Consider the following 23,913-nt stretch of genomic DNA (forward strand, 5'->3'; position numbering starts at 1 on the left):
TCTGCAGATCCGCTCAAGCTTCACACTCGACGATGCGGCTTCGGTCACGACGTACCTGGCCGACCTCGGAGCGTCGTGGGCGTACCTGTCTCCGCTCCTGGCCGCCGTGCCGGGGTCGGACCACGGGTACGACGTCGTCGACCACTCCCGGGTGGATGGCGACCGCGGTGGCCGCGAGGGCCTGCAGCGATTCGCCGCCGCCGCGCGCGCAGCAGGACTCGGCATCCTCGTCGACATCGTGCCGAACCACGTCGGTGTGGCGATACCCCGCGCCAACATCTGGTGGTGGGATCTGCTGAGGCTCGGGCGCTCATCACGTCACGCGGTGGCGTTCGACATCGACCGACGCCTGTCGGAGGGGCGCGTGCGCCTGCCGATCCTGGGCTCGTCGCTCTCCGAGGTCCTCGAGTCCGGCGACATCGTCATCGACACCGCCCCCGCCGACGACGCCCCCGACGGAACGCTGTCGTACTTCGACCACGTGCTGCCCCTGGCACCGGGCTCCGGCGAGCTCGCGGAAGACCTGCCTGCACTCCTGGACGCGCAGCACTACGAGCTGCGGTTCTGGGAAGACCAGAACACCGACCTCGACTATCGCCGCTTCTTCGCCGTCTCGGAGCTCGCCGGCATCCGCGTCGAGATCCCCGATGTGTTCGACGAGTCGCACGAGGAGATCGCGCGGTGGATCACCGACGGGCTGGCAGACGGCCTGCGGGTCGACCACCCCGACGGGCTGACCGACCCCGGCGGCTACCTCGAGCGACTCGCGGACATCACCGGCGGCGCGTACACGGTCGTCGAGAAGATCCTCGAACCCGGCGAGCAGCTGCCCTCCTGGTGGCGCACCGACGGCACGACCGGATACGACGCGATGGGCGAGATCGACCGCGTCCTGATCGACGGAGACGGAGTCGCTGCTCTCGATCGGCTCGATGAGCGGCTGCGATCCGAGACCGGTCTGCCTGCGGCGGAGCCGTGGCACGACCTGATCCACACGACCAAGCGGATGATCGCGGATGAGCTGCTGCAGTCCGAGGTGCGTCGCCTGGTCAGGGCGCTGCCTTTCGGCGTGGTCGGCGCCGAGGACGCGATGGCCGAGATCGTCGCGAGCTTCCCCGTCTACAGGGCCTACCTGCCGGCAGGACGCGAGCACCTGCAGCACGCGATCGATGACGCCTCGCGACGACGCCCCGACCTCGCGGCGCCGATCGCCGAGCTGGCGCCGCTGCTGCTCGACACGACTCTCGAGGTGTCGGCGCGCTTTCCTCAGGTGACGGGCGCCGTCATGGCCAAGGGCGTCGAGGACACCGCGTTCTATCGCCACACCCGCCTCGGGACCCTGACCGAGGTCGGCGGCGACCCGTCGATCACCTCCGTCTCGGTCGACGGGTTCCATGAGGCGCAGCGAGCACGACTGGCGTCGTGGCCGCACTCGCTCACGGCACTGTCCACGCACGACACCAAAAGATCTGAAGATGTCCGCGCACGTCTCTCGGTGCTCGCCGAGATTCCGGATCGCTGGGCCGAGGTGCTGGCCGAACTCAGGGCCGTCGCCTCGACGGGACACGGCCCCCTCGATTCGCTGCTCTGGCAGGCGGCGGTGGGGGCCTGGCCGATCTCATCCGAGCGACTGCTCGCCTACGGTCTGAAGGCGTCGCGCGAGGCCGCGGAGTCGACCGGATGGCAGCATCCGGACCTCGAGTTCGAGAAGGGCGTCGAGTCGATCGCACACGCGGCGAACGGAGATGCCCGCGCGATCCTCGACGGGTTCGTGCACGAGATCATCGACCACGGTCGGGTGAACTCGCTGTCTGCGAAGCTCCTGCAGCTCGCCGCCCCCGGCGTGCCCGACGTCTATCAGGGCACAGAACTGTGGGATCACTCTCTCGTCGATCCCGACAATCGGCGGCCCGTGGACTTCGCTGAACGATCGGCGATGCTCCGGCGGCTCGACGACGATGTCGCCCGCGGCATCCTCCCCCCTGTCGACGAGTCGGGTCTCGCGAAGATGCTCGTCACCTCTCGCACGCTGCGCCTGCGCCGAGACAACCGCGAGCTGTTCTACCGGTATCGCCCCGGCGGCGTCGCCGGGGAGGCATCGGATCATGCGGTCGCCATGGACCGGGGCGGCGTGCTCGCGGTCGCGACGCGTCTGCCCGCAGGGCTCGCCCGCCGCGGTGGCTGGGGCGACACCGTGCTGCTGCGCCGTGAGCTGCCCGCGACCGACGCGATCACGGGACGTCGATTCGGCCGGGGTCCGATCCTTCTCGCCGAACTCCTCGACACGTATCCGGTCGCACTCCTGGTGGATGAGCGATGATCTCGGTCTGGGCTCCACGCGTCGACAGGGTGCGGCTGCGGCGTCTCACCCCCGCCTGCACGACGATCTCGGAACACGATCTCGAGCGGGCGGATGACGGATCGGGGTGGTGGAGCACGGATGTGCCGATGGCCGAGGGTGAGCGCTACGGCTTCCTCCTCGGCGACAGCTCCGAGCTGCGTCCCGACCCCCGCTCTCGCCGACAGCCTCGAGGCGTGCACGGACCGTCGGCGCTGTTCGACCCCACCCGCTTCGAGTGGAGCGAAATCGACTGGAGCGGCCGGCCGCTCGACGGCGGAGTGATCTACGAGCTGCACGTCGGGACCTTCACGCCGGAGGGCACACTCGACTCACTCGCCGGACACCTCGATCACCTCGTCGAGCTCGGCATCACCCATGTCGAGCTTCTTCCGGTCAACGCGTTCAGTGGCGAGTGGAACTGGGGATACGACGGCGTGCTCTGGTACGCCGTGCACGAGGGATACGGCGGCCCCGCCGCGTACCAGCGGTTCGTCGACGCCGCTCATGCCCGCGGTATCGCCGTGATCCAGGATGTGGTCTACAACCACCTCGGCCCGAGCGGCAATTACCTGCCCGAGTTCGGCCCCTACCTGCGCGAAGGCCAGCACACGGCCTGGGGCGACTCGGTGAACCTCGATGAACGGGCCGTGCGCGAGTACATCATCGAGAACGCCCTGATGTGGCTGCGCGACTTCCACGTCGACGGTCTGCGTCTCGACGCCGTGCACGCCCTGCACGACGAGAGCACACCGCATCTCCTGCACGAGCTGTCGGAGCGAGTCGATGCGCTGTCGCGCGAGATCGATCGCCCGCTGAGCCTGATCGCCGAGTCCGATCTCAACGACCCCGTCATGATTCTCCCGCGTGAGGCCGGAGGATACGGTCTCACCGCTCAGTGGTCGGATGACTGGCACCACGCGGTGCACGTCGCGCTCACCGGCGAGACCGATGGGTACTACGCCGATTTCGCAGCGCCTGATGCTGTTGCGAAGGTGACGCAGGGCGGGTTCTTCCACGACGGCACATATTCGTCGTTCCGCGGGCGAGCGCACGGCGCTCCGCTGCCGTCGAGCGTTCCCGCCTGGCGTCTGGTCACGTTCGCGCAGGATCACGACCAGATCGGCAACCGCGCAGCCGGCGACAGGCTCACCGCGTCGCTGTCGTCCGATCGGCTCGCCGTCGCCGCGGTGCTGACCCTGACCGCTCCCGGCACCCCGATGCTGTTCATGGGCGAGGAATGGGGAGCCTCGACTCCCTGGCAGTTCTTCACGTCTCACAAGGAACCCGAGCTCGCGCGAGCCACGGCCGAGGGGCGGATTGCGGAGTTCGCGCAGATGGGATGGGACCCGGCCGCAGTACCCGACCCTCAGGACCCCGCGACCTTCGAGCGATCGCGGCTGGACTGGAGCGAGGTCGGCACGCCGGAGCATTCCCGGATGCTCGATCTGTATCGACGCCTGATCGCGCTGCGGCGCGAGGTGCCCGAGCTCACCGACCCCGAGATGTCACACAACGTCGTCTCGGTCTCGCATCTCGATGGCGCGCCCGAGCATCGGGCCTACCGCATCGAGCGCGGCGAGCTCGCCGTGCTGGTGAACCTCACCGCAGACGAGGTGGAGTTCGACCTGCGCGCCGATTCGCGGATCCTGCTCGAGACGGTGCCGGGCCGGATGATGGCGCGGACCGTCGCGCTGCCGCCTGAGTCTGCAGTGATCGTCGCGCCGCCGCGCTGAACCGTCTCAGGCGGCGTCGAGCACCTTCGCGAAACACAGTGACAGGTCGCTGCCGACGTAGTGTCCGAAGAGCGGCATCGGCACGTACCCTTCGCGCTCGTAGAAGCGCACGGCATCCGGCTGAGCGGTGCCGGTCTCGAGCACCAGACACCGGATGCCGAGCTGCCGCGCCTCCGCCTCGAGCGCGCGCAGCAGGGCGACGGCCGCGCCCGTTCCGCGCGCAGAGGGCGCGGCGTACATCCGCTTGATCTCCGCCGTATCCGATCCGAGCACCTCCGGATGGAGGGGCCGGAGACCGCCGCACACGACCGCGTGACCGCTGCCGTCCCGAGCTACGAGGAAGACGGGCACGTCATCGGCCGAAGGGATCACGCCCGGCTCGTGATCATCGCTGCCGTACCGCGCATCGAGTTCGCTGCGCTGCGCAGCTCTGAGCCGTTCGGCATCCGGATGCGACCATGCCACCCGTTCGACCGTCACGTTCATGTCTTCCTCTCGATTCGGCACAACCGCCGATCACCATATCGAGGCGAGATTTCACGGATGTTGCCGAAACGGTGTGAGTACACACTTTTCTGAATTCAGCATCCTGTGTACTGTTACATCGTGACCCTCACCGCCTCGCCCACGCATACCGCCGCCGTCGCTCGCCTCGGCCACGCACTGTCCGATGCGACGCGGGCAGCCATCCTGCTGGCGCTCCGAGAGGCACCCGCCTATCCCTCGGATCTCGCGGACGAGCTCGGCGTCAGCCGTCAGCTCCTGTCGAACCACCTCGCGTGTCTGCGTGGATGCGGACTCGTCGAGAGCGTGCCCGACGGACGCCGCACCCGCTATGCGCTCGCAGACCCGCACCTCGCCACGGCCCTCGACGAGCTGATGCGCGTCACGCTGATCGTCGAACCCGACTGCTGCGACGGAGACGGGTGCAGCTGCTGATGTCGGCGACCACTCTCACCCCCGATCGGCGCGCGACGCTTCATCGCCGCATCCGTCTCATCGTGGCGTTCACGATCGTCTACAACGTGATCGAGGCCGTCGTCGCGATCACCGCGGGGTCGGCCGCGTCGTCCGCCGCACTGATCGGCTTCGGACTCGACTCGAGCATCGAGGTGCTGTCGGCGGCTGCCGTCGCCTGGCAGTTCACGCGGCGTGACCCCGAGCGCTGGGAGAAGCCCACACTGCGAGTGATCGCCGTGGCGTTCTTCGCACTCGCGGTCTACGTCACGACGTCGTCCGTGCTGTCGCTGTTCGGCGGAGATCGCCCCGAGCACAGTACGGTCGGTCTCGTGCTGACCGCACTCAGTGTGGTGATCATGCCGCTGGTGTCGTTCGCCGAGCGACGAGCGGGATTCGAGGTGGGATCAGCCACGGCCGTCGCCGACTCGAAACAGACGCTGATCTGCACCTACCTGTCAGCCACGGTGCTCATCGGGCTGGCGCTCAACAGCCTGCTCGGCTGGTGGTGGGCCGATGCCGTCGCCGGGCTCGTCATCGCGATCTTCGCAGTGCGAGAGGGCCTCGAAGCGTGGAAGGGCGACGCCTGCGCGACCTCGGTCGGCATGATCCTGGAAGACGAGCACGGCCGTCATCATCATGACGACGAGTCGCGTCATGAGCACTGAACTCGACGGAGCTTCAGCGAGATTCTGACCCCGACGTCACTTTCGGTGAGCTTTCGGGTCTTGCACATGAGACCAGAAGTCGGCCTTGGGGGAACACGAGCCCGCTTCCGGTCTGAGCCGCACTCTCCCCTTTGAGCGGCTCGCGGGTGGGGCACCTCCCACGGCCCCACCCGCCCTCCTCGTCTTCGCGGGCTCGTCGCCCCGGCGTCAGATCCAGCCGCGCTCCTCAGCCATCAGCACCGCCTGCTGCCGTGTGCCGACAGACAGCTTCGCGAGCACCGCGGAGATGTGATTGCGCACCGTCCCGGGAGCGAGCGACAGCGCCCTCGCGATCTGGGTCGTGGTCTCGCCGCGGCGCCCCGCGCGCAGCACGTCCAGCTCACGATCTGTGAGGGGCGACCGCTCATCACTCAGCGCGTCTGCCGCGATCTCGGGGTCGACATAGCGAGCTCCCGCCGCGACCCTGCGGATCACATCGGCGACCTGATCGGCGCCTCGGGACTTCGGCAGGAAGCCAGCGACGCCTGATGCGAGCGCTCGCCGCAGTACCCCTGGACGGGCGTGACGGGTGACCACGACGCAGCGGGTGACGATGGCTCGGTTCAGCCTCTCGGCGACCTCGACGCCATCGAGCCCCGGCATCTCGAGGTCCAACAGGCAGACGTCGGGCGTCAACGTGAGCGCAGCAGCGAGCGCCTGCTCTCCGTCCGCGCACTCGGCCACCACCTCGATGTCGCCCTCGAGGCGCAGCAGTGCGGCGAGGGCCGAACGGATCATGCCCTCATCGTCGGCGAGAAGCACCCGGATCATCTGTATCCCTCTCCGACGGCAGGCTGTGCCTCAGAGTCGGGCACCGTCACCGAGACGATGAACTCGCCGGCATCCTCCCGGACCTCCAGGGTCCCGCCTGCCTCCGATATGCGTCGCCGCACTCCGTCGAGCCCCGACCCCACGGGCTCGTCTCCGGCGCCGGGCGCCACATCGTTCGCGACCTCATAACGCCATCCGTCGGCGACCCGGCGGAGCGCGAGACGAGCGCGGCGGCCGGCGCCGTGCCGCAGGACGTTGGTCGTCGTCTCCCTGATCACGGGCCCGAGGGCCGCCGACGGCGCATCGTCGGCGTCGGGCGCGATGTCAGCCTCGACATCGAGTCCTGCCGCGGTGAGAAGGTCTCGCGCATTCGCGACCTCGTCTCCCAACGGCACCGAACGGAAGCGGGTCGCAAGGTCGCGGGTGCCTTGCCGCGCCTCGTCGACGCTGACCCTGGCCGCCTGCAGCTGCTCCAGAGCCGCATCGGGATCGATCCCCATCAGACGCTCGGCCAGCTCGAGCTGCAGCGCGATCACCTGAAGGTGATGCCCCTGCAGATCGTGCACATCTGTGGCCACGCGCAGACGTTCCTGGGTCGCTGCGAGACGGGCCTCCGATGCCCTGGCGCGGTCGACGGTGACCAGCACGTCCCACCACCAGAGGGAACTCACCGACATCGCCGGAATGAGGATCGCGTACAACGCGGGGATCCACCCGGGGAGGCCGATGTCGGCCGCTCCCCTCGCCGCATCGACGAAGGCGACGAGCACGAGCAGCAGAGTGGTCAAGACGACGACCCGCAGGCGGATGCCCTTGGGCCAGTTGAGCAGCACCACCGACTGAGCGACGGGCATGAGGGCGAGCAGCCAGCTGTCGATCATCAGTCCGGCCACGAGTCCGTACCCGATCGCCACCAGCAGCGGCAGCCCGATGCGCGTCCAGGCGATGCCGGGCTCCGCATCCAACCGATGCCGATAGTCGACGAGCAGAACCATCGTCGAGGCCCACCAGACGAGGCCCCCCAGACCCACGACGAACGGCGCCACCGCGCCACCCGGCACGGCGAGCGCCTGCAGCGTCCAGACGAGCACCAGGAACAGCTCGAGGAACACCACGGCCGAGAAGGTGTACCACCAGGTCGCGGTGATGCCCCGGGCGAGCTGACGCGCGCCGGGTGGCGGGTCACCGGAGTGGTCGGCGACCGGAGAAGTGCTGCTCATGCCCCCCAGAGTACGGGCGTGACACATGTCACGGATGCCGCGGGCGAACCACCCGGAGAGCAGTGACGCTCCGACACTGCCGCCGTCGGGCGAGAAGCGATGGACTGGATGCATCACGACGGAGACCCCGTCACTCAGACCGGCAGGAGCCACCCCATGAATCTCATCGAGACCTTCCAGGGCTTCGTCGCCCAGGTGCCCGAACTCGTTCAGCCACTCATCGTCGCCCTCGCAGGGGCGATCCCCTTCATCGAGGGCGAGGGTGCCGTGTCGATCGGCATCATCGGCGGCATCAATCCTGTCGTCGCGGCGATCGCGGCGATCATCGGCAACTTCCTCTGCGTCGCCGTGCTCGTCATCGCGAGCTCGGGGGCGCGAACGGCGATCGTGAACCGGTCACGCAGCCGGCAGGCTGTGGTCGCCGGCGGTGGAGCCGTCGAGACGGTGGCTGCGGACTCCGCGGGTTCTGACCGTGGCAGCGCCCGCCGCGAGAAGTTCCAGGGGGCCTTCGAGCGCTATGGCGTGCCGGGCGTCAGCCTGCTCGGTCCGCTGCTGCTGCCCACGCATTTCACGGCCACGATGCTCGCCGCGTCAGGCGTCGGCAAGGTCCGCATCCTCATCTGGCAGGCAGTCGCGATCGTCGGCTGGACCACGATCGTGGCTGTGATCGTCGGCAGCGCCGTCTACGCGATCGGCTGAGACACCGCGCCGCACGCACCGAAGCCCACCCGCGCAGAGCGGGTGGGCTTCGGTGCGTGACGAACGTCAGCGACGCGCGGCGCTCGACCGGCGCTTCGCGGCGATGCCCGTGGCCAGTCCGCCGCCGACGATCAACGCGAATGCGAGAGACAGGAATGCTGCGCCGGATTCGCCTCCCGTCAGAGCCAGTCCACCGGCGACCGGGGTCGGAGTCGGAGTCGGCGTCGTGACCGGAGTCGGGGTCGGGGCAGGCGTGGTCACCGGAGTCGGAGTCGCGGTGGGGGTCGGAGTCGGAGTGGGCGTCGGGGTCACGACCGGCACCCGGTTGGCGATGTTGGTGAGCGTGAGCTCGACGCCGGCAGTCGTTCCGGGCGTCACCTCGTAGGCGCCATCGCCGCCGTCGACGACGCCCTCGCCGGAGATCGTCCATTCACCCCACGTCACTCCCTCGATCTCCGGCAGATCGATCTCCTCGACCACGAACGTCGATCCGAGCGGCGCGCGAGCGCTGACCACCGGCTCCCCCACGGGGACCGACATCGTGGTTGCCGGGGCTTCCGAGCCCTCGACCGAGTACCGCACCGTATACGTCGCGTCGCGAGCAGCATCCGCCTGTGCGCCCGTGATCTCCTTGACGATCGAGAACGTCGTATAGGCGACTCCGCTGCCGTCCCCTCCTCCGGACTCGACGACCGTGTGGGTCGCGGACGTCTCGAAGGTGTCGACGATCGCGCGGTTGCCGAAGATGTCGCCTTCCGACACCGGGGCGTCCGCCTGCGTGAAGTAGATCAGCTCGTAGGCGAACCCTCCGGCCGGCAGAGCGGACGCCGCGAACTCGAACGAGCGCCCGTCGTCTGCCAGCTCGATGACGTACGCCGAGGAGTCGACCGCGCTCCAGTCCCCGACCAGGGCGCCGTTCACGACCGCGCGCTGAATCAGCTTCACGTCGCCGGTGTAATGATGCCCCGTGAGGCCCGCGTCGAGCGTGTCCCTGATCGTGAAGGAGCCGTCGTCGACATAGCCGCTCGGAATCCCGATGACCCACTTCAACAGTCCATCGGTCGCGGTCTCCCCGCCGTACTTGTAGGGCTCTTCCTGTTCCGTCGGGTCTTCGGGCACCACTCCGCCGTCACCCGGGAGGTCGACGATCTCGATCGTGTCGCCCAGGTCGAACTCGACCGTCTCGCTGGTCGTCGTCTGAGAGGCCCGTGCCTCCATCCAGAACGAGCCGCCGACCTCGTCGAGACCGTCGACAGCTTCGGTGAGAGTGCACACGATGTCGGGACCCCCACCTGCCGCCACGACGCAGTTCGCCATGACCAGGCCAGTCACCGGATCTGAGATCGTGAACTCTCCCGCCGACTGCCGGCTGAACTCGGCGGGGAGCGTCATCCCGAAGGTCTCCCCCGCCTGCGCTCCGGCCGGCACGGCCCACTCTCCCGAGATCCGCACGGTCTGCCACTGCACCAGCGGCCCGCCGCCGTTCTCATTCTCGAGCGAGATGCTGCCGATCGCTCCGGGATACGTCACGGCCGGAGCCGCGGTTGCGGGCACGACAGACCCCAGAAGGCCCGCCAGTGCCATGACCATCCCCACGATGATCGCCGCGATGCCCCGCCCTCGGTTCCTCGCTCTGCCGGCTGCCTTCGCCTCGCCTATCGTCCTTCTGCGCGCACGCACGAAACCACGCTCCCCAGTCATCGTCTTCCCCATCCGATTCGAGTCGCTCCCAGTCGCGACCCATCTAAGAGATCAGGAAAACGCCTCAGGATTACGCGGCAACCGGTATACAACGCCGATATACCGGCATGGGTTGCTGAAGCACGAGCACGATCCTCACTCGCGGGTCAGCGAACCGATGGCGCGCTGGAATGGGGAGGCCGCGGGGCACTGACGGTCGTCCGGCGCTGCACTGTTCGGAGCAACGCCGACGCACCGGTGGCGAGCACGAGCACGCCGATGGTCAGGATCATCAGAGTGCTGATCGTGACGGGCGTGAGGGTGAGCGCCCAGTCGGCGATGGCCGAGCGGCGGTCGTCGGCGGCGATCAGCCACATCGAGGTCGCCGCGACGGCGGCGAACAGGACGCCCCAGACGATGGCCGCCCAGCGTGTGCGCGGTGGGGTGACCGCTTCGGTGTGAGGTGTGGATGCCGCGGTGGCCGCTTCGGTGGTCGTCTGAGTGCTCATCGCTCGTCCTCTTCCTCAGCCTCGATGAGGGTGATGTTGATCTCGCCGCTGTCCTGATCGATGGTCACGCGCTGCACGGTCGTCGTCGATGCGTTCTCGGCCGAGATCGCCTCGGCCACGACCGAGTCGCCGCCGCGTTCCGTCGCCGTCCATGTGCCGCTGTCGACGATCGTGCCGGTGTCGGCCTCGACACGGGCCCAACTCACGTCGGTGGATCCGACGGTCGCCCTCAGCTGCAGCTGCACACCGGGGTAGACCGATATCTGGGTGGTACCGGCGCCCTTCTCCACGACGATCGGACGCGGAGCGCCCTGGTGCTGGTTGAGCGAGATGTAGAGGTCGCCGAACGGCTGTCGCACGTGTGCCGCCTCGTTGTTCGAGATCGACGCCCAGCCGACACTCACGCCCTGGAAGGCCGAGAACCCGCCGGCCACCAGTCCGGCGACGAGCGTCAGCACTGTCGTGAAGGCGAGGAAGCCGCTGCGCCGTCGGAGGGCGCCGGCCATGATCATCCCGACCGCGAGCACGAGTGCGGCCGACAGCAGGCCGAGGGCACCGCCCACTGCGGCGTCGCCGCTGCCGAGCCCGACCAGGGCGCCGACCACGATGGCGAGGCCGAGCACCGAGGCGACGATCGCGAAGCCGGCGCGCGGGCGGGAGGCACGACGAATGCGACGGCGCTCCGCGGCCTCGGCGGCGAACACCGCGGCTTCCGCCTGACGCTCGCGTCTGACCTCGTCGCGGGCCATGCGTTCAGCATCCTGCTGTCGCCGGCGCCACGCCTGATCCTGCTCTTTCCACGCCCTGTGCTGGGTCCGCCACGCGGCGACCTCGGCGGGGTCCTGCACCCCGGACGGCAGCGGCGCGGGAGGAGCAGGCGGGACGTCGTCGGCGAAGGCGACGGGCGCGATGTACTCAGCGGCTGCGGATGTGGCATCCGTCCCCTCGGCGGTACCCGAACCGCCGAGGGGAACGGATGCCGCCGGGGCCGCCTGGTCTGCGGAACCCACCGGCAGATCAGGCGCGGAAGCACCCGGGGTGCGGCTCGCAGCACGCACGATCAGGAAGAGCAGGCCGCCCACGACGACCAGCCCGACGATCCAGCTGAACACCGCCAGCGCCGACCAGCTGTCGTATCCGAACCCGAACAGGCGTCCGGTGAGCGGAGCCGTCGGAATCAGCCCCACGACGGCCATGCCCAGAAGACCGAGCTGCACGGGCTGATAGTCCCTATGCAGCAGGTCGCGGACGTGGACCCGGCCGTCGAGATCCGGCAGCAGCGCCCACGCCACGGCGTAGAGGAAGATGACCGGCAGGCCGAAGAGCGCTGCCACCACGAGCACGCCGCGCACGATCAGCGGGTCGATTCGCAACCGGGCCGCGATGCCGGCGGCGACCCCGCCGAGCCAGCCGTCGGAGCGGGCGACGCCGAGACCGGCGATCCACAGGAGGAAGCGCTCGGCGCCGTGCGGAACTGTCGGCCTCGGCCGGTCGGCCCGGTCGGCGGGAGGCGGTGGCGCAGTCGGAATCGTCATGTGTCGATCCTGTCTCCCGCGGTCGGATCCCCGCCATGGGGTGAACCCCTGAGCCACCCCTGATTCTCGCCCGGGGAGACCCCGCATCCGCGCGACGGATGGTTGGATGGCGACATGTCCTCTTCCGCGACCGCCTCTGCGCGACCCGCTCGCACCGCCGTGTCGCCGCGAGCCGGAGAGGGCGTCGCGCATGAGCCGCGTCCGGCCCTGACGCGTGACCGTGACTGCCTGGTCGCAGGCGTCAGCGCCGGTCTGGCCCGTCACCTGGGCGTGCGGGTGTGGATGGTCCGTGCGCTCTTCATCGCTCTCACGATGTGCGGTGGGGCCGGCATTCTGCTCTACGCCTGGTGCTGGGCTTTCACGCCCTGGGCGGACGGCGACGGCACCCCTACGCGACGGGTGCCGGTGGCCTGGATGCTGCTCGCTCCGGCAGCCGTCGGCATGCTCGTCGTGCTCCTCTGGCGAGGAGGGAGCGACTGGCTCTCCGGAATGATTCCGCCTGATGCGGCGGCCGTCGTCGTCTTCGGCACCGTGGGGGCGGCGACCGGGGCCGGGCTGTGGGCGACCCTGATCGATCGCACCGACACCGCCCGCGGCCCTCGGCACACGATGCTGGTCCGGATCCTCTCGGCCGCACTCCTGGCGATGCTGTTCGGTCTGCTCTTGACCCGGCCGGTCGGCAGCACCGGTGTGGCACTCGTACTGGTCCCGCTCGCCGGGATCCTCGCTGTGCTGCTGTCGACCCTGATCCCGCGGTGGCGCGACCTGGCGGGCGAACGTGTGCGGCGCATCCGCGAGGAGCAGCGCAGCGAGATGGCCGCCCACCTGCACGACTCGGTTCTGCAGACTCTCGCGCTGATCCAGAACAGGGCAGGAGCGTCGAGCGAGGCGGCACGTCTCGCGAGAGCGCAGGAGCGTGAGCTGCGCGCCTGGCTGTACGACGGCGATGCACCGGCCGACAGCGACCTGGCGACCGACCTGCGCGACTACGCCGGGGGCCTCGAGCTCGACTACCCGGTGCGGATCGAGGTGGTCTCGGCCGGTCTCTCCACGGAGCGCGCGAGCGGGGAGCTCGCCGCGGCCGCGCGAGAGGCGATGCTGAACGCAGCACAGCATGCGACGGGCGAGGTCTCGGTCTACATCGAAGGCACCACGACCGACGTCGACGTGTTCGTGCGCGATCGGGGCCCCGGCTTCCGACTCGACGACGTGCCGAGCGACCGTCTGGGTGTGCGGGAGTCGATCATCGGGCGGATGCGCAGAGCCGGGGGGTCTGGCTCCGTGCGCAGCGACGAGAACGGCACCGAGGTGCATCTGCGACTGTCGACCGTGCCGCGGGGCGCGCCGAACGCCCAGGTGCCGAACGCGCAGGCGAACACGGGTGAGGGCGAGGACGCTCGTGGCTGACAGCATCCGGATCGTGATCGTCGACGACCACTCGATCTTCCGCTCGGGGCTCCGCGCCGATCTCGATGCGAGCGTCGAGGTGGTCGGCGAGGCGGCCGACGTGCCGTCGGCGATCGCGATGATCAGCGAGACCGTTCCCGATGTCGTGCTGCTCGACGTGCACCTTCCCGGCGGCAGCGGAGACGACTCCACCGGCGGGGAGTCGGTGATCCGAGGATCGCTGCCGACGACGGCCCGGTTCCTGGCCCTGAGCGTGTCGGATGCCGCCGCCGACGTCGTGCGGGTGATCCGCGCTGGCGCTCGCGGTTACATCACGAAGGGTTCGTCCGGCGGCGAAGTCAGCCGCGCGGTGCACGCCGTCGCGGGCGGGGATGCGGTGTTCTCGCCGCGGCTCGCCGGGTTCGTGCTCGATGCGTTCGGCGCGGTCGCGGGCGAGATCGCCACGACGACCGACGAACTCGATCGGCTGTCGGCGCGCGAACAGGAGGTGATGCGGCTGATCGCGCGCGGATACGCCTACAAGGAGGTGGCCGCAGAGCTGTTCATCTCGATCAAGACGGTCGAGACGCATGTCTCCTCGGTGCTGAGGAAGCTGCAGCTGTCGTCGCGCCACGAGCTCACGGTCTGGGCGTCGCAGCGCCGACTGCTCTAGCGGGCAGCTTTTCTCCGTGTGACCTTCTTCAGGTGGCGCGAGCCTGGAGGTGGGCACGGGCGGTCAGCGCGACGGCGCTGTCGGCGTCGGCCGCGAGCAGGCGCAGAATCGCTTCCGCTTCCGCGCCCGGTATACAGGCGAGCATTCCCGCGAGGCGTCGGCGCCCGTCCGCGTCCGCAGCGTGGGTGGCGATGCCGGCCTGGCGGGCCACTCGCCTCGCACCCTGCTCGCTCTGAGCGAGGGTCTCGAGCGCCTCTGCCGCTTCGATATCCAACTCGCCCACTGTCACCAACTCGACCAGCGACGCCACGCTTCGGTCGTCTCCGTTCGCGCCCGCGATGAGGTTGGCCCGCGCGCGCACGTGTCGATCGCGGTGGGCGGTTCGTGCAGCGACCACGGCCAGCGACCTCGGCGTCCCGATCTTCAGCAGCGCTTCGAGCGCGCGATGGCATCGCGACTGCTCGTGCGAGTCGAGCGCTTGGGTGAGTGCGGGCACGGCGGCATCGCCCATTCGAGCGATCGACCAGAGGAGCGCACCGGCCACGTTCGGCTCAGTCTCGCGAAGTACGGCCTCCACGAGAACTGCGGTACTGCTTTCGTCGACCGTGTCCAACGACAGTGCCAACCGCTGCCGGTCGGACGCACTGCTGGAGTCGAACCCACGTATGAGTTCGACGATACGCAGCACGTCCGACCAGCCGCGAGGCTCGCTCGCGCGTATTCGTTCGAGCCGTGAGAGTAGCTCCTCGGTCGCGATCAGCTTCGCCCGAACGCGCTCAGCGAGCCGGTCGACGAGCTTCCCCGGGGCGAAGTCGTCGGTGTCGAGGTTCGTCGCGATCTCCGACAGGCTGAATCCGAGCGAGCGCAGGCTCTCGACATGGAAGAGTCGCTGCAGGTCCGCTTCCGTGTACTGCCGGTAGCCGCTCGCCGTGCGCGCGGATGGCGAAAGGAGACCGATGCGGTCGTAATGGCGCAGCATCCGTGCACTGACCCCACTTCGCCGTGCGACCTCGCCGATCAGCACGGTCAGTGGCCCTCGATCGTCGGCGCAGCGCGAAGCGCGGCCACGCGTCGTGCTTCCTCGACGGCGGTCTCGAAGCTGTCGTCGGGGTTCGCCATCACATGTGCCGTGGCGAGAGCATGAGCACGAATGCCCGCATCCCTGGACTCTGAAGCCTCCTCGACCACTTGTTCGGCCGCGGGACCGAGCATGGCGATCGCGCGGCTGAGGCTGCGCTGAAGCTCTCCATCGCCCCGGCCGAAGTTCCTCCCGAGTTCACGAGCCAACTCGCCGCGTCCGCTCTCGGGCGCGAGTCCTGCCGCGGTGCGCCATGCCGTCTTGGCGACTTCTGCATCCGCATCGCGCAGCAGGTCTGTCGTGATCGCCGGCCAGGCCCGAGGGTCCTGGATCTTGGACAGGCTGTGCAGGGCCTGACTCCGTGCCTGCGGGTTCGCGGAACGGAGTTCAGGCAGCAGGAGGTCGACGGCCCGGGTGCGATCGTGTCGGGTGATCGCCCACGTGAGCATGTCGCGCACGTAGAAATCCGGTTCCACCGCACACCTGTCGATGAGGGTCGAGAGATACGCGTCGTCTGCGTGGATACCCGCCGTGAGAGCCGCCTGCAGTCGAGCGGACGCATCGGATGCGCGCAGAGCGTCGCGAAGTCGTGTCACCTGTGTCGGCGTGCTGTTGTCGTTCATGAAAACCACCTCCGCATCACACTTCACACCTTGTCACGGTGTCAAGGTCAAGAGAGGCCAGCAGTCTCTACGACGAATCAGCCGTCGACGCGGACTCGCCCTTCGAGCAGGGCAACCACGTGCTCGGCATCCCCGATGACAGCGGGGTCGTGCGAGACGCAGACAACCGCGACACCGCGCGCTGCCTCCTCGCCCAGCACCTCTCGGATGCGGAGTCCGCTCGCCGCATCCAGACCCGTGGTCGGCTCATCGAGCAGCAGCAGGTCGGCGTCGCGTGCCAGCCCCTGGGCGAGCAGCGTACGCTGCTGCTGGCCACCCGAGAGAGACGCGAACGGATGACGTGAGAGGTCACGGATGTCCAGTCGAGCCATCGACCGCTCGACGAGATCGCGCGCCGTGGCATCCATTCGTCGCCAGAGTCCGAGACGGCCCCACACGCCGACGCTCACGACGTCTCTCACCGACACCGGTAGCCCTTGTGGGATCGCCGCTCGCTGCGGCACGAAGGCGACGGCCCCGCTGACGTTCCGCTCGCCGTCATGCTCTCGCGTGCCGGCGAGGACCTCGAGCAGCGTCGACTTGCCGGCTCCGTTCGGGCCGGTGATGACGGTCACGGTCTCCGAGGGGATGTCGACATCGACGCCCGACAGAGCGGCGCGGCCGTCGAAGGAGACGTGGATGCCCGCCAGGCGTGCGGCCACAGTCTGGGCTGATGCGAGAAAAGTCATGACTTCACTTTATGAGTTTGATAATCATTCTCAAAAACGTCTAGGCTCGCAGATTGTGACTGCTCATCCGACCGGAGTTCTCGACCCGTTCGCCCTCGACTTCCTGCAGCGCGGGATGCTCGGCGGTGCGCTCGTCGCGATCCTCTGCGCCATCGTCGGCACGTGGGTGGTCATTCGCGGAATGGCGTTCCTCGGCGAAGCCCTGGCGCATGGCATGCTTCCGGGCGTCGCTCTCGCCACCGTGCTCTCACTGCCTGTCCTCGTCGGCGGAGCGCTCAGCGCCATCGCCATGAGCCTGGGAATCGGCGCGCTGCAGCGGCGCGCTCGCCTCTCGTACGACACGAGCATCGGACTCCTGTTCGTGTCGATGCTGGCGCTGGGGGTCATCATCATCTCCCACTCCGGCAGCTTCGCCACCGATGCGACCGCCATCCTGTTCGGCGACATCCTCGCGATCAGCTCCGCCGACCTCGTGCTGCTCGCTGCGGCCGCCGCGATCGGACTGATCGTGGCCGCAGTGTTCCACCGCTCGTTCGTCGCCCTGTCTCTCGATGCCCGCATCGCGTCGGTGCTAGGGCTGCGGCCGCAGATCGCACAGGCGGCGCTCGTCGGGCTCGTCACTCTCGCCGTCGTCGCGTCCTACCAGGCGGTCGGCTCGATGCTCGTCGTCGGCCTGCTGCTCGCCCCGTCCGTGGCCGCCGGCCATTGGACCACCCGCATCCCGACCCGTATGGCGCTGGCCGCAGCCTTCGGCGTGTCCGCCGTGTTCCTCGGCCTGCTTGCGTCCTGGTATGCCGCGACGGCAGCCGGCGCCTCCGTCGCGGCATCTGCGATCCTGCTCGCCTGCCTCTCGTGGATGGTGCGCACAGCCCTCGATTCTCGCGTGGTCCGGACGCAACGCGTCTGACCCCGTTGTCGCGACGACGCGACCTCTCGCACGACACACGACAAGGAAGGACCCCGTGCGCTCTCGCATCACTCTGCTCACCCTGACCGGCGCTCTCACGGTCGCTCTCGCCGCCTGCGGCACACCCTCCGCCGAGCCGTCTTCGACCGGAACGACGGACGACGGGCACGGTGACATCGCCGGCGCGGAAGAGGTGGCCGAACCACAGCTCGGCCTGACCTCGATCGATCCGGAAGGTGTCGTGACCCACCTGGACCTGCTCGACGAGAGCGTCACGCACATCGGCGAGATCCCGGCGCCCACCGAGACGACGACCGATGGTCGCTATCTGTTCGCCCAGATCAGCGACGGTGTCGAGATCGTCGACAGCGGTGTGTGGACCTGGGATCACGTCGACCACTTCCACTACTACCGCGCTGAGCCCGCTCTGCTCGGCGCGGTGGACGGAGAAGGCGACGCCACCATCGCGACGACCAATCTCTCCACGACCGGCGGCACCGGCATCTCGTTCGCCGGCTCCGGCGATGCCGTTCTGCTCGACACCCAGGCGCTGTCGAAGGGTGAGATCAGTGAGCTGTTCCGCATCGAGCGCGAGCCGCACGACGGCCTCGTCGTGCCGGTCGGCTCGTTCGCCCTGGTCACCGAGGCGACTGACGGCATCGGCACGAGTGTGCGCGGGTATACCGCCGCCGGCGAGGAGACCGGTCTCGAAGAGCCGTGCGTCGCTCCGGTCGGCACGATCACCACGCGGGTCGGTGCGGTCATCGGGTGCGAAGACGGCGCCCTCCTCGCGCACGTCGACGGCGATGAGCTGAAGGTGGAGCGCATCCCCTATCCGGCGGGGACGACCGCACCGGCCGTCGAATCCTTCGACAACCGCGAGGGACGCCCGACCGTCGCGGGCCTCGCCGGCTCCGAGGGGATCTGGATGCTCGACACCCGCGCGAGGTCGTGGACGCTGCTCCCCTCCCCCGCGCCGCTCGCACAGGTCGCTGCGGTGGACGACGAAGACGGCCACCTGCTCGCCCTCGCTCAGGACGGCCGCGTGCTGGTGCTCGACGACGAAAGCGGCGCCATGCTCGCGGAGACAGCGCCAGTCGTGGCCGAGTCACTGGCCGCAGGCATGGCGCCGACGCTCATCGCCGATCAGCACCGGGCCTATCTGAGCGCACCTGCCGAACACAGGCTCTACGAGATCGACTACGCGGATGCCGCGCGCGTCGCCCGCACCTTCGACACCGCCACCGAACCGGCGTTCGTCGCCGAGACAGGACGCTGAGATGCGCGCCGCCCGCTTTCTCGCGACGCTCGCCCTCGCGGGCCTCGCCGCGACCGGCCTCGCAGCCTGCTCCACAGCCAGCGACTCCCGGCCGACCATCGTCGTCTCGACGAACATCCTCGGCGACGTCGTCGAAGAGCTGGTCGGAGACCAGGCGCAGGTCGTGACGCTCATGAAGCCCGACGCCGACCCGCACTCGTTCGAGATCTCTGCGCAGGAGGCCGCCACTCTGCGTAGCGCCGACCTGCTGGTGTCGAACGGACTCGGCCTGGAGGAGGGGCTGCAGCAGCACCTCGACGGGGCGGTCGACGTGCCCGCCTTCGTGGCGGGTGATGTCATCGAGGTGCTCGACTACAGCGAGGGCGACGCCGCCGGCATGCCGGACTCCCACTTCTGGACCGACCCCGAACGCATGATCGACGTGGTCGACGCCATCGGGCCGGTGCTCGCAGAGGTCGACGGCATCGACGTCGAGGCTCTTGATGCGACGGTCGAGGACTACCGCGAGAAGCTCCGAGAGCTGGATGCGGAGATGGTCGAGGCCTTCGCGACGATCCCCGACGAGCGACGCGCGTTGGTCACCAACCACCACGTCTTCGGCTATCTCGCCGACCGCTTCGACTTCGAGGTCGTCGGCGCGGTCATCCCCGGTGGCACGACGCTCGCCGCCCCCTCGGCATCCGACCTGGCCGACCTCGTCGACGCGATCGAGGAGACCGGCGTGCCCGCGATCTTCGCGGAGTCCTCGTCGCCGGACCGCCTGGTGCAGGCCCTGGCAAGCGAGGCGAACGTGCGGGTCGAGGTCATCGAGCTCTTCACCGAGTCGCTCACCGCACCTGACGAGGGCGCACCCGACTACCTGACCATGATGCGCGTCAACACCGAACGCATCACCACCGGTCTCACGCAGTGAGACCCCACCACAGAGAAAGAGGAATGCACATGCGAACCTCCCCCCTTCGCCGCGCGCTGATCAGCGCCGCGGCGCTCGGCGCCGTCGTCACGCTGGCGTCGTGCGCCGCCGGCGGCTCGACCACTCCGGCATCCACCCCCGACGGCAGCGGGTCGGACACCCAGCCGGGTCCTCGCGTCGCGGTCGCCTATGAGGGCGGCATCCTCGTGCTCGACGGCGAGACCCTCGACACCGTCGCCGATTTCGAGTCCGAGCCGTTCACACGTCTCAACCCGGCCGGCGACGACCGGCATGTCATGGTCACCATGAGCGAGGGCTTCCAGGTGCTCGACACCGCCGCCGGATCGACCGACGAGCCCGAGCTCACCGACACGATCTTCGAGGCCGACACCCCGGGTCACGTCGTGCGGCACGCTGACAAGACCGTGCTGTACGCCGACGGCACGAGCGACACCACGATCTTCGACACCGCCGACCTGGTGAGCGCCGACGGCCTTCCAGACGTCGAGACCATCCCTGGTGTCGAAGCGCACCACGGCGTCTCGGTCGTGCTCGAGGACGGCACCTTCCTGACCACGGTGGGCAACGCCGACGGCCGCAACGGCATCGTCGCGAAGGATGCCGAGGGCACCGAGATCGCGTCGTCGGACCAGTGCCCAGGCGTGCACGGCGAGGGCACCGCGAAGGACGAAGCCGTCGTCTTCGGCTGCGAGAACGGCGCGATCATCTACCACGACGGCGAGATCACCAAGGTCGATGCTCCCGACCAGCCGTACGGACGCATGGGCAACGCATACGTCAGCGAGACCAGCCCGATCATCGTCGGCGACTACAAGAACGATGTCGACGCCGAGGGCTACCTCCTCAGCGCCGTGACCCTGATCGACACCGAGGCCAAGACGCTCGAGGTCGTCGACCTGCCGGAGGGAGTCGAGTACACCTTCCGTGATGTCGTGCGCGGACCGGAGGACCTCGCCTACATCCTCAGCAGCGACGGATCGATCCACGTGCTCGACCCCGAGTCCGGCGAGATCACCGACAGCTTCCCCGTCGTCGAAGCATGGGAGGGCCCGGCCGAATGGCAGGATGCGCACCCCGCGATCGTCGTCGCAGGGAACGTCGCCTACGTCACCGAACCCGCCGCGAACAGCGTGCATGCGGTCGACCTGACCACCGGTGAGGTGCTCGCCAGCACCGAGCTCGACGTGACGCCGAACGAGATCGCTCCCGCCGCGGGCTGACCTCACGAGGGAGATGGGGCGGAGTGCAGATCGACGCACGCCGCCCCATCTTCAGTCGTGGGCCTCTGGAACTCGTTGCTTCGAGCAGGTGAGAACGCAAGGATGGGTGGGTTCGAGAGGGGGACCATGAGATCCAGCACACCGATGCCGGGCAACCCGTGGCCGCATGACATGTCGATCACGGTCGACGACCGCCCGCACAACCTCATGGAGCTGCTGTGGCTGCGGGAAGCGTATGCGCTGCGGATCCACGGCGATGATCTCCCTCCGTTGCTCGTCGATACTCCCGCCGCCGTTCAGGATCCGGCGGTCAGTGCCGCCACTCTCGACGAGTGGGGTGCTGCATGGCCACGCATCTGGCGTGCAGCCCTGGCTCACGCCGGCCGGGACCATGATCCGCGATTGTTCGACGAGCTTCGGACCACCGCGGACGGTTCGCCCGAACGCGCCGAGCTTCTCCACCGCATAGCCGGACCCAGCTGGCGCGACGAGTTCGGCGACGCGGCGTTCGACCACGGTTCATACGCTGGCTGGTCGGAGCAGGGGGCGGATGCTGATCTGGCGGCGATGCCGACGCGACTCGAAGACCAGCCCGAACGGCGCGATCTGTCGGCACTGATCCCGGCATGGCGTGCCGGACTGACGAAGATCGTCACCATTCCGTGTGTCGCCGAGTTCACCCGCAGAGTCGGCGTGAACGCGCTTCTCATGACCTCGGCGACACGGGAGGACAGCGACAGCTACCGGCGCGCGTTGAGCACGTTCGTATGACTGCGGCTGTCATCCCGCCTGGACGACCCCGGCCCTGATTCCCCAGAGCACTGCCTGCAGGCGGTCACGGGCTCCGGTCTTCTGGAGGATGCCGGCGAGGTGGTACTTGACGGTCGTCAGCTCCACGAAGAGACGGTCGGCGATCTCGGCATTCGACAGCCCCTCGGCGAGGAGTCTGAGCACATCCAGTTCCCTCTCGGTGAGCGGGGGCCCATCGGCCGGGATCTGCGCGCTACTCGCTCGACGGCGTTCGCTGAATTCGTGCAGGATGCGGCGGGTCAGCCGCTGATCGAGGGTTCCGCCGCCGGCGGCCACCGAGCGAACCGCGGCCAGCAGCGTGTGCTCGTCGGCGCCTTTGAGGAGGAACCCGGCGGCGCCGGCCTCGAGAGCGGCGAAGACGTCGGCGTCGACGTCGAAGGTGGTGAGGATGAGCACGTCGGTCGCCAGTTCCGCGTCTCCGACGATCTCGCGGGTGGCGGCGATGCCGTCTGTTCCCGGCATCCGGATGTCCATGCAGACGACGTCGGGGCGAAGGCTACGGGCGAGACGCGCAGCGTCGGCGCCATCGACCGCTTCGCCGATCACCTCGATATCGGCCTCGGCCCCGAGGATCACAGAGAGGCCGGCGCGAACGACAGCCTGGTCGTCGGCGATGAGGACACGGATCATCGGGGGCTCCGTCCGTCGGAGGGGATACTCAGGCGATTGGTCCATCCGCCGCCGTCGTCGGGCCTGGCCGACAGGTGCGCCCCGATGAGTTCGGCCCGCTCCGCCATGCCGGAGAGCCCGTAGCCGACTCCCGACCTCTCCGTCGTCTCGCGCGTTCGACCCTCGGCAGACGGCTCGTTGGCGACCGTGATCTGCACGGCATCCGCTCCGAATTGCACGGTGACGGCACACGCCGCTCCGGGCGCGTGTCTGGCGGCGTTCGCGAGCGATTCCTGCACCATCCGGTACGCGGTGGTCTCGGCGAGCGCACCCACCGGACGAGCATCCCCGACAGTGGTGAGTGAGACGCGCTGACCCCGTTCCCGCGCGACCCCCACGAGCGCGCCGAGGCCGGCGATGGTCGGCACCGGGCTCGGGGCGCCCGAAGGCGCATCATCCTCACTGCGCAGGAGCCCGACGGTCCGTCGGAGGTCGGCGAGCGCGATGCGGGCATCGTCCTGCACCGTCTGCATCATCTCCCGCGCCCGGTCGAGATCGCTGCGGGTGAGAGCGGTGGCGGCCTGGGCGCTCACGATGATCCCCGAGAGGTGATGACCGGCGATGTCGTGGAGTTCCCGCGCGAGGGCCTCGCGCTCGGCACGCACCTCGCGTTCGGCGCGCTCGCGTCGCTCGTGCTCGGCCATCCGCGCCTGCTCCTGCAGCGCATCGGCGAGGCGCTCACGCCCGCGAATGTACTCGGCGAGGGCCGCAGGAGCCGCGTACTGCAGGGCGACCCGGGCGATCACGGTGACGATCAGGACGAGCGCCGATTCGCGTGACCCCAAGAGCAGCGCACTCGCACCGACGCCGGTGGTCACGAGCGCGCCGAGGGCGAGCGCCGCCAGCGCCGGGTTGCGCGGGCTGCGCCGAGCCATCGCATAGGCAGCGAGGATCACGCCCAGCGAGCCGACCCCCAGCTCCCCCGCCGAGGTCGCCAGGATCACGGCGTCGAGCAGCACGGCTCCGGCGAAGACGATGATGGGTGCGCGCCGGCGGAACACGAGAAGGACAGCCTGCAGGGCGACCAGAGCGGCGTGCACCAACGGCGACACATCGCCCGGCACTGTCGCGGGGAGCTCGTCGATCCACAGATCGGCGCCGAGGTAGCCGATGGCCGCAGCGAGCACGAGCGTCGGTGGGATCGCACGGCGCACGCGTTCGGCGCGCGGGGAGGGCGGCTCCGCAGGGGACATGGACTCAGTCAACCACGCCGCGTCCCGCCCCCGTCGGGAGGCAGGACGCGGGGTGAACCGAGGTGTGATCACCGATCGTCGCCTCCGCAGAGAAGGCCGGTCGATCGGATGCCCGGAAGAGCGCGCCGGCCGTGACCGCTCCGCCGATGAGCAGGGCGGCGGCCGCGATCGTGATCACCGTCCGCATCCTTCGGCGTCGGGCGGGCGGGTTCTGAGGCGTGCGATCGTCGTTCACGGTGAGTCCTTTCCTGCCGGAGGGTT

General features: G+C 69.0%; 24 protein-coding genes. 12 read left to right on the forward strand and 12 right to left on the reverse strand.

All coding sequences use genetic code 11. From position 1 onward, the window contains the following. Position 1: 1 nt before the first annotated feature. Together treY and treZ are read left to right on the forward strand one after the other, a co-directional pair. Entirely contained in the window at positions 2-2,320 is a 2,319-nt protein-coding gene (gene treY / locus QMA07_RS15315; protein ID WP_290163391.1) for a malto-oligosyltrehalose synthase, read from the forward strand. Further along, on the forward strand, positions 2,317-4,074 hold the full coding sequence (gene treZ, locus QMA07_RS15320; RefSeq protein ID WP_290163394.1) for a malto-oligosyltrehalose trehalohydrolase: 1,758 nt from the start codon (positions 2,317-2,319) through the stop codon (positions 4,072-4,074). The genes treY and treZ overlap by 4 nt, the downstream gene beginning before the upstream one ends. A gap of 6 nt (positions 4,075-4,080) precedes the next feature. Here the strand turns inward: treZ and QMA07_RS15325 are convergent, their stop codons facing one another. Continuing rightward, the gene (locus QMA07_RS15325) at positions 4,081-4,560 is read right to left on the reverse strand and encodes a GNAT family N-acetyltransferase (protein WP_290163397.1); all 480 of its coding nucleotides are present in this window, start codon (positions 4,558-4,560) and stop codon (positions 4,081-4,083) included. 117 nt (positions 4,561-4,677) lie between these two features. On the opposite strand from QMA07_RS15325, the gene QMA07_RS15330 reads away from it, so the two are divergent. Together QMA07_RS15330 and QMA07_RS15335 are read left to right on the forward strand one after the other, a co-directional pair. Beyond that, positions 4,678-5,013: a metalloregulator ArsR/SmtB family transcription factor gene (locus tag QMA07_RS15330; RefSeq protein WP_290163533.1), complete on the forward strand. Its 336-nt coding sequence runs from the start codon at positions 4,678-4,680 to the stop codon at positions 5,011-5,013. After that, positions 5,013-5,699: a cation transporter gene (locus QMA07_RS15335; RefSeq protein ID WP_290163400.1), complete on the forward strand. Its 687-nt coding sequence runs from the start codon at positions 5,013-5,015 to the stop codon at positions 5,697-5,699. Before QMA07_RS15330 ends, QMA07_RS15335 begins: the two co-directional genes overlap by 1 nt. 207 nt (positions 5,700-5,906) lie before the next feature. Here QMA07_RS15335 and QMA07_RS15340 read toward each other — a convergent pair whose 3' ends face one another. After that, positions 5,907-6,509 (reverse strand): response regulator transcription factor, encoded by a 603-nt coding sequence (locus tag QMA07_RS15340; protein WP_290163403.1) that lies wholly within the window; start codon positions 6,507-6,509, stop codon positions 5,907-5,909. Then, positions 6,506-7,729 (reverse strand): histidine kinase, encoded by a 1,224-nt coding sequence (locus tag QMA07_RS15345; RefSeq protein WP_290163405.1) that lies wholly within the window; start codon positions 7,727-7,729, stop codon positions 6,506-6,508. The genes QMA07_RS15340 and QMA07_RS15345 overlap by 4 nt, the downstream gene beginning before the upstream one ends. A gap of 156 nt (positions 7,730-7,885) precedes the next feature. Between QMA07_RS15345 and QMA07_RS15350 the strand changes: the two genes are divergently transcribed. After that, the gene (locus QMA07_RS15350; RefSeq protein WP_290163408.1) at positions 7,886-8,428 is read left to right on the forward strand and encodes a small multidrug efflux protein; all 543 of its coding nucleotides are present in this window, start codon (positions 7,886-7,888) and stop codon (positions 8,426-8,428) included. 66 nt (positions 8,429-8,494) lie between these two features. Here QMA07_RS15350 and QMA07_RS15355 read toward each other — a convergent pair whose 3' ends face one another. From QMA07_RS15355 to QMA07_RS15365, 3 genes are all read right to left on the reverse strand, one after another. After that, positions 8,495-10,018, reverse strand: coding sequence for an Ig-like domain-containing protein (locus QMA07_RS15355; protein ID WP_290163410.1), 1,524 nt, complete (start codon positions 10,016-10,018; stop codon positions 8,495-8,497). A 257-nt stretch (positions 10,019-10,275) separates the two neighbouring features. Beyond that, positions 10,276-10,617, reverse strand: a complete 342-nt coding sequence (locus QMA07_RS15360) for a hypothetical protein (protein ID WP_290163413.1) — start codon at positions 10,615-10,617, stop codon at positions 10,276-10,278. Beyond that, a complete protein-coding gene (locus QMA07_RS15365) occupies positions 10,614-12,152 on the reverse strand; it encodes a PspC domain-containing protein (RefSeq protein ID WP_290163417.1) in 1,539 nt (512 codons plus the stop codon). Before QMA07_RS15365 ends, QMA07_RS15360 begins: the two co-directional genes overlap by 4 nt. A 114-nt stretch (positions 12,153-12,266) precedes the next feature. Between QMA07_RS15365 and QMA07_RS15370 the strand changes: the two genes are divergently transcribed. Beyond that, positions 12,267-13,559, forward strand: coding sequence for an ATP-binding protein (locus tag QMA07_RS15370; protein WP_290163420.1), 1,293 nt, complete (start codon positions 12,267-12,269; stop codon positions 13,557-13,559). Next, on the forward strand, positions 13,552-14,211 hold the full coding sequence (locus QMA07_RS15375) for a response regulator transcription factor (protein WP_140036210.1): 660 nt from the start codon (positions 13,552-13,554) through the stop codon (positions 14,209-14,211). Before QMA07_RS15370 ends, QMA07_RS15375 begins: the two co-directional genes overlap by 8 nt. A 28-nt stretch (positions 14,212-14,239) precedes the next feature. On the opposite strand, the gene QMA07_RS15380 is transcribed toward QMA07_RS15375, so the two are convergent. From QMA07_RS15380 to aztA, 3 genes are all read right to left on the reverse strand, one after another. Next, positions 14,240-15,235 (reverse strand): MerR family transcriptional regulator, encoded by a 996-nt coding sequence (locus QMA07_RS15380; RefSeq protein ID WP_290163424.1) that lies wholly within the window; start codon positions 15,233-15,235, stop codon positions 14,240-14,242. Between the two features lie 2 nt (positions 15,236-15,237). Beyond that, positions 15,238-15,912: a HEAT repeat domain-containing protein gene (locus QMA07_RS15385; protein ID WP_290163426.1), complete on the reverse strand. Its 675-nt coding sequence runs from the start codon at positions 15,910-15,912 to the stop codon at positions 15,238-15,240. A gap of 77 nt (positions 15,913-15,989) precedes the next feature. Further along, complete coding sequence (aztA, locus tag QMA07_RS15390; RefSeq protein ID WP_290163429.1) at positions 15,990-16,640, reverse strand: zinc ABC transporter ATP-binding protein AztA; 651 nt, start codon at positions 16,638-16,640, stop codon at positions 15,990-15,992. A 55-nt stretch (positions 16,641-16,695) separates the two neighbouring features. Here aztA and aztB point away from each other — a divergent pair, with 55 nt between their 5' ends. From aztB to QMA07_RS15415, 5 genes are all read left to right on the forward strand, one after another. Then, positions 16,696-17,547: a zinc ABC transporter permease AztB gene (gene aztB, locus QMA07_RS15395; protein ID WP_290163432.1), complete on the forward strand. Its 852-nt coding sequence runs from the start codon at positions 16,696-16,698 to the stop codon at positions 17,545-17,547. 55 nt (positions 17,548-17,602) lie between these two features. Continuing rightward, a complete protein-coding gene (locus tag QMA07_RS15400; RefSeq protein ID WP_290163434.1) occupies positions 17,603-18,826 on the forward strand; it encodes an ABC transporter in 1,224 nt (407 codons plus the stop codon). 1 nt (position 18,827) lies between these two features. After that, the gene (gene aztC / locus QMA07_RS15405) at positions 18,828-19,739 is read left to right on the forward strand and encodes a zinc ABC transporter substrate-binding protein AztC (protein WP_290163436.1); all 912 of its coding nucleotides are present in this window, start codon (positions 18,828-18,830) and stop codon (positions 19,737-19,739) included. Between the two features lie 29 nt (positions 19,740-19,768). Continuing rightward, positions 19,769-20,980, forward strand: a complete 1,212-nt coding sequence (gene aztD, locus QMA07_RS15410) for a zinc metallochaperone AztD (RefSeq protein WP_290163439.1) — start codon at positions 19,769-19,771, stop codon at positions 20,978-20,980. A 126-nt stretch (positions 20,981-21,106) separates the two neighbouring features. Continuing rightward, a complete protein-coding gene (locus QMA07_RS15415; RefSeq protein WP_290163442.1) occupies positions 21,107-21,751 on the forward strand; it encodes a hypothetical protein in 645 nt (214 codons plus the stop codon). Positions 21,752-21,760: 9 nt separating this feature from the next. Here QMA07_RS15415 and QMA07_RS15420 read toward each other — a convergent pair whose 3' ends face one another. Genes QMA07_RS15420 through QMA07_RS15430 form a run of 3 tightly spaced genes read right to left on the reverse strand, consistent with a single transcriptional unit; the run spans position 21,761 to position 23,887 of the window. After that, a complete protein-coding gene (locus QMA07_RS15420; RefSeq protein ID WP_290163444.1) occupies positions 21,761-22,420 on the reverse strand; it encodes a response regulator transcription factor in 660 nt (219 codons plus the stop codon). Then, a complete protein-coding gene (locus QMA07_RS15425; RefSeq protein ID WP_290163446.1) occupies positions 22,417-23,652 on the reverse strand; it encodes a histidine kinase in 1,236 nt (411 codons plus the stop codon). Before QMA07_RS15425 ends, QMA07_RS15420 begins: the two co-directional genes overlap by 4 nt. Positions 23,653-23,656: 4 nt before the next feature. Continuing rightward, positions 23,657-23,887: a hypothetical protein gene (locus tag QMA07_RS15430; protein WP_290163448.1), complete on the reverse strand. Its 231-nt coding sequence runs from the start codon at positions 23,885-23,887 to the stop codon at positions 23,657-23,659. Positions 23,888-23,913 lie beyond the last annotated feature (26 nt).

The sequence above is a fragment of the Microbacterium sp. APC 3901 genome, from assembly GCF_030407765.1.
Classification (GTDB): domain Bacteria; phylum Actinomycetota; class Actinomycetes; order Actinomycetales; family Microbacteriaceae; genus Microbacterium.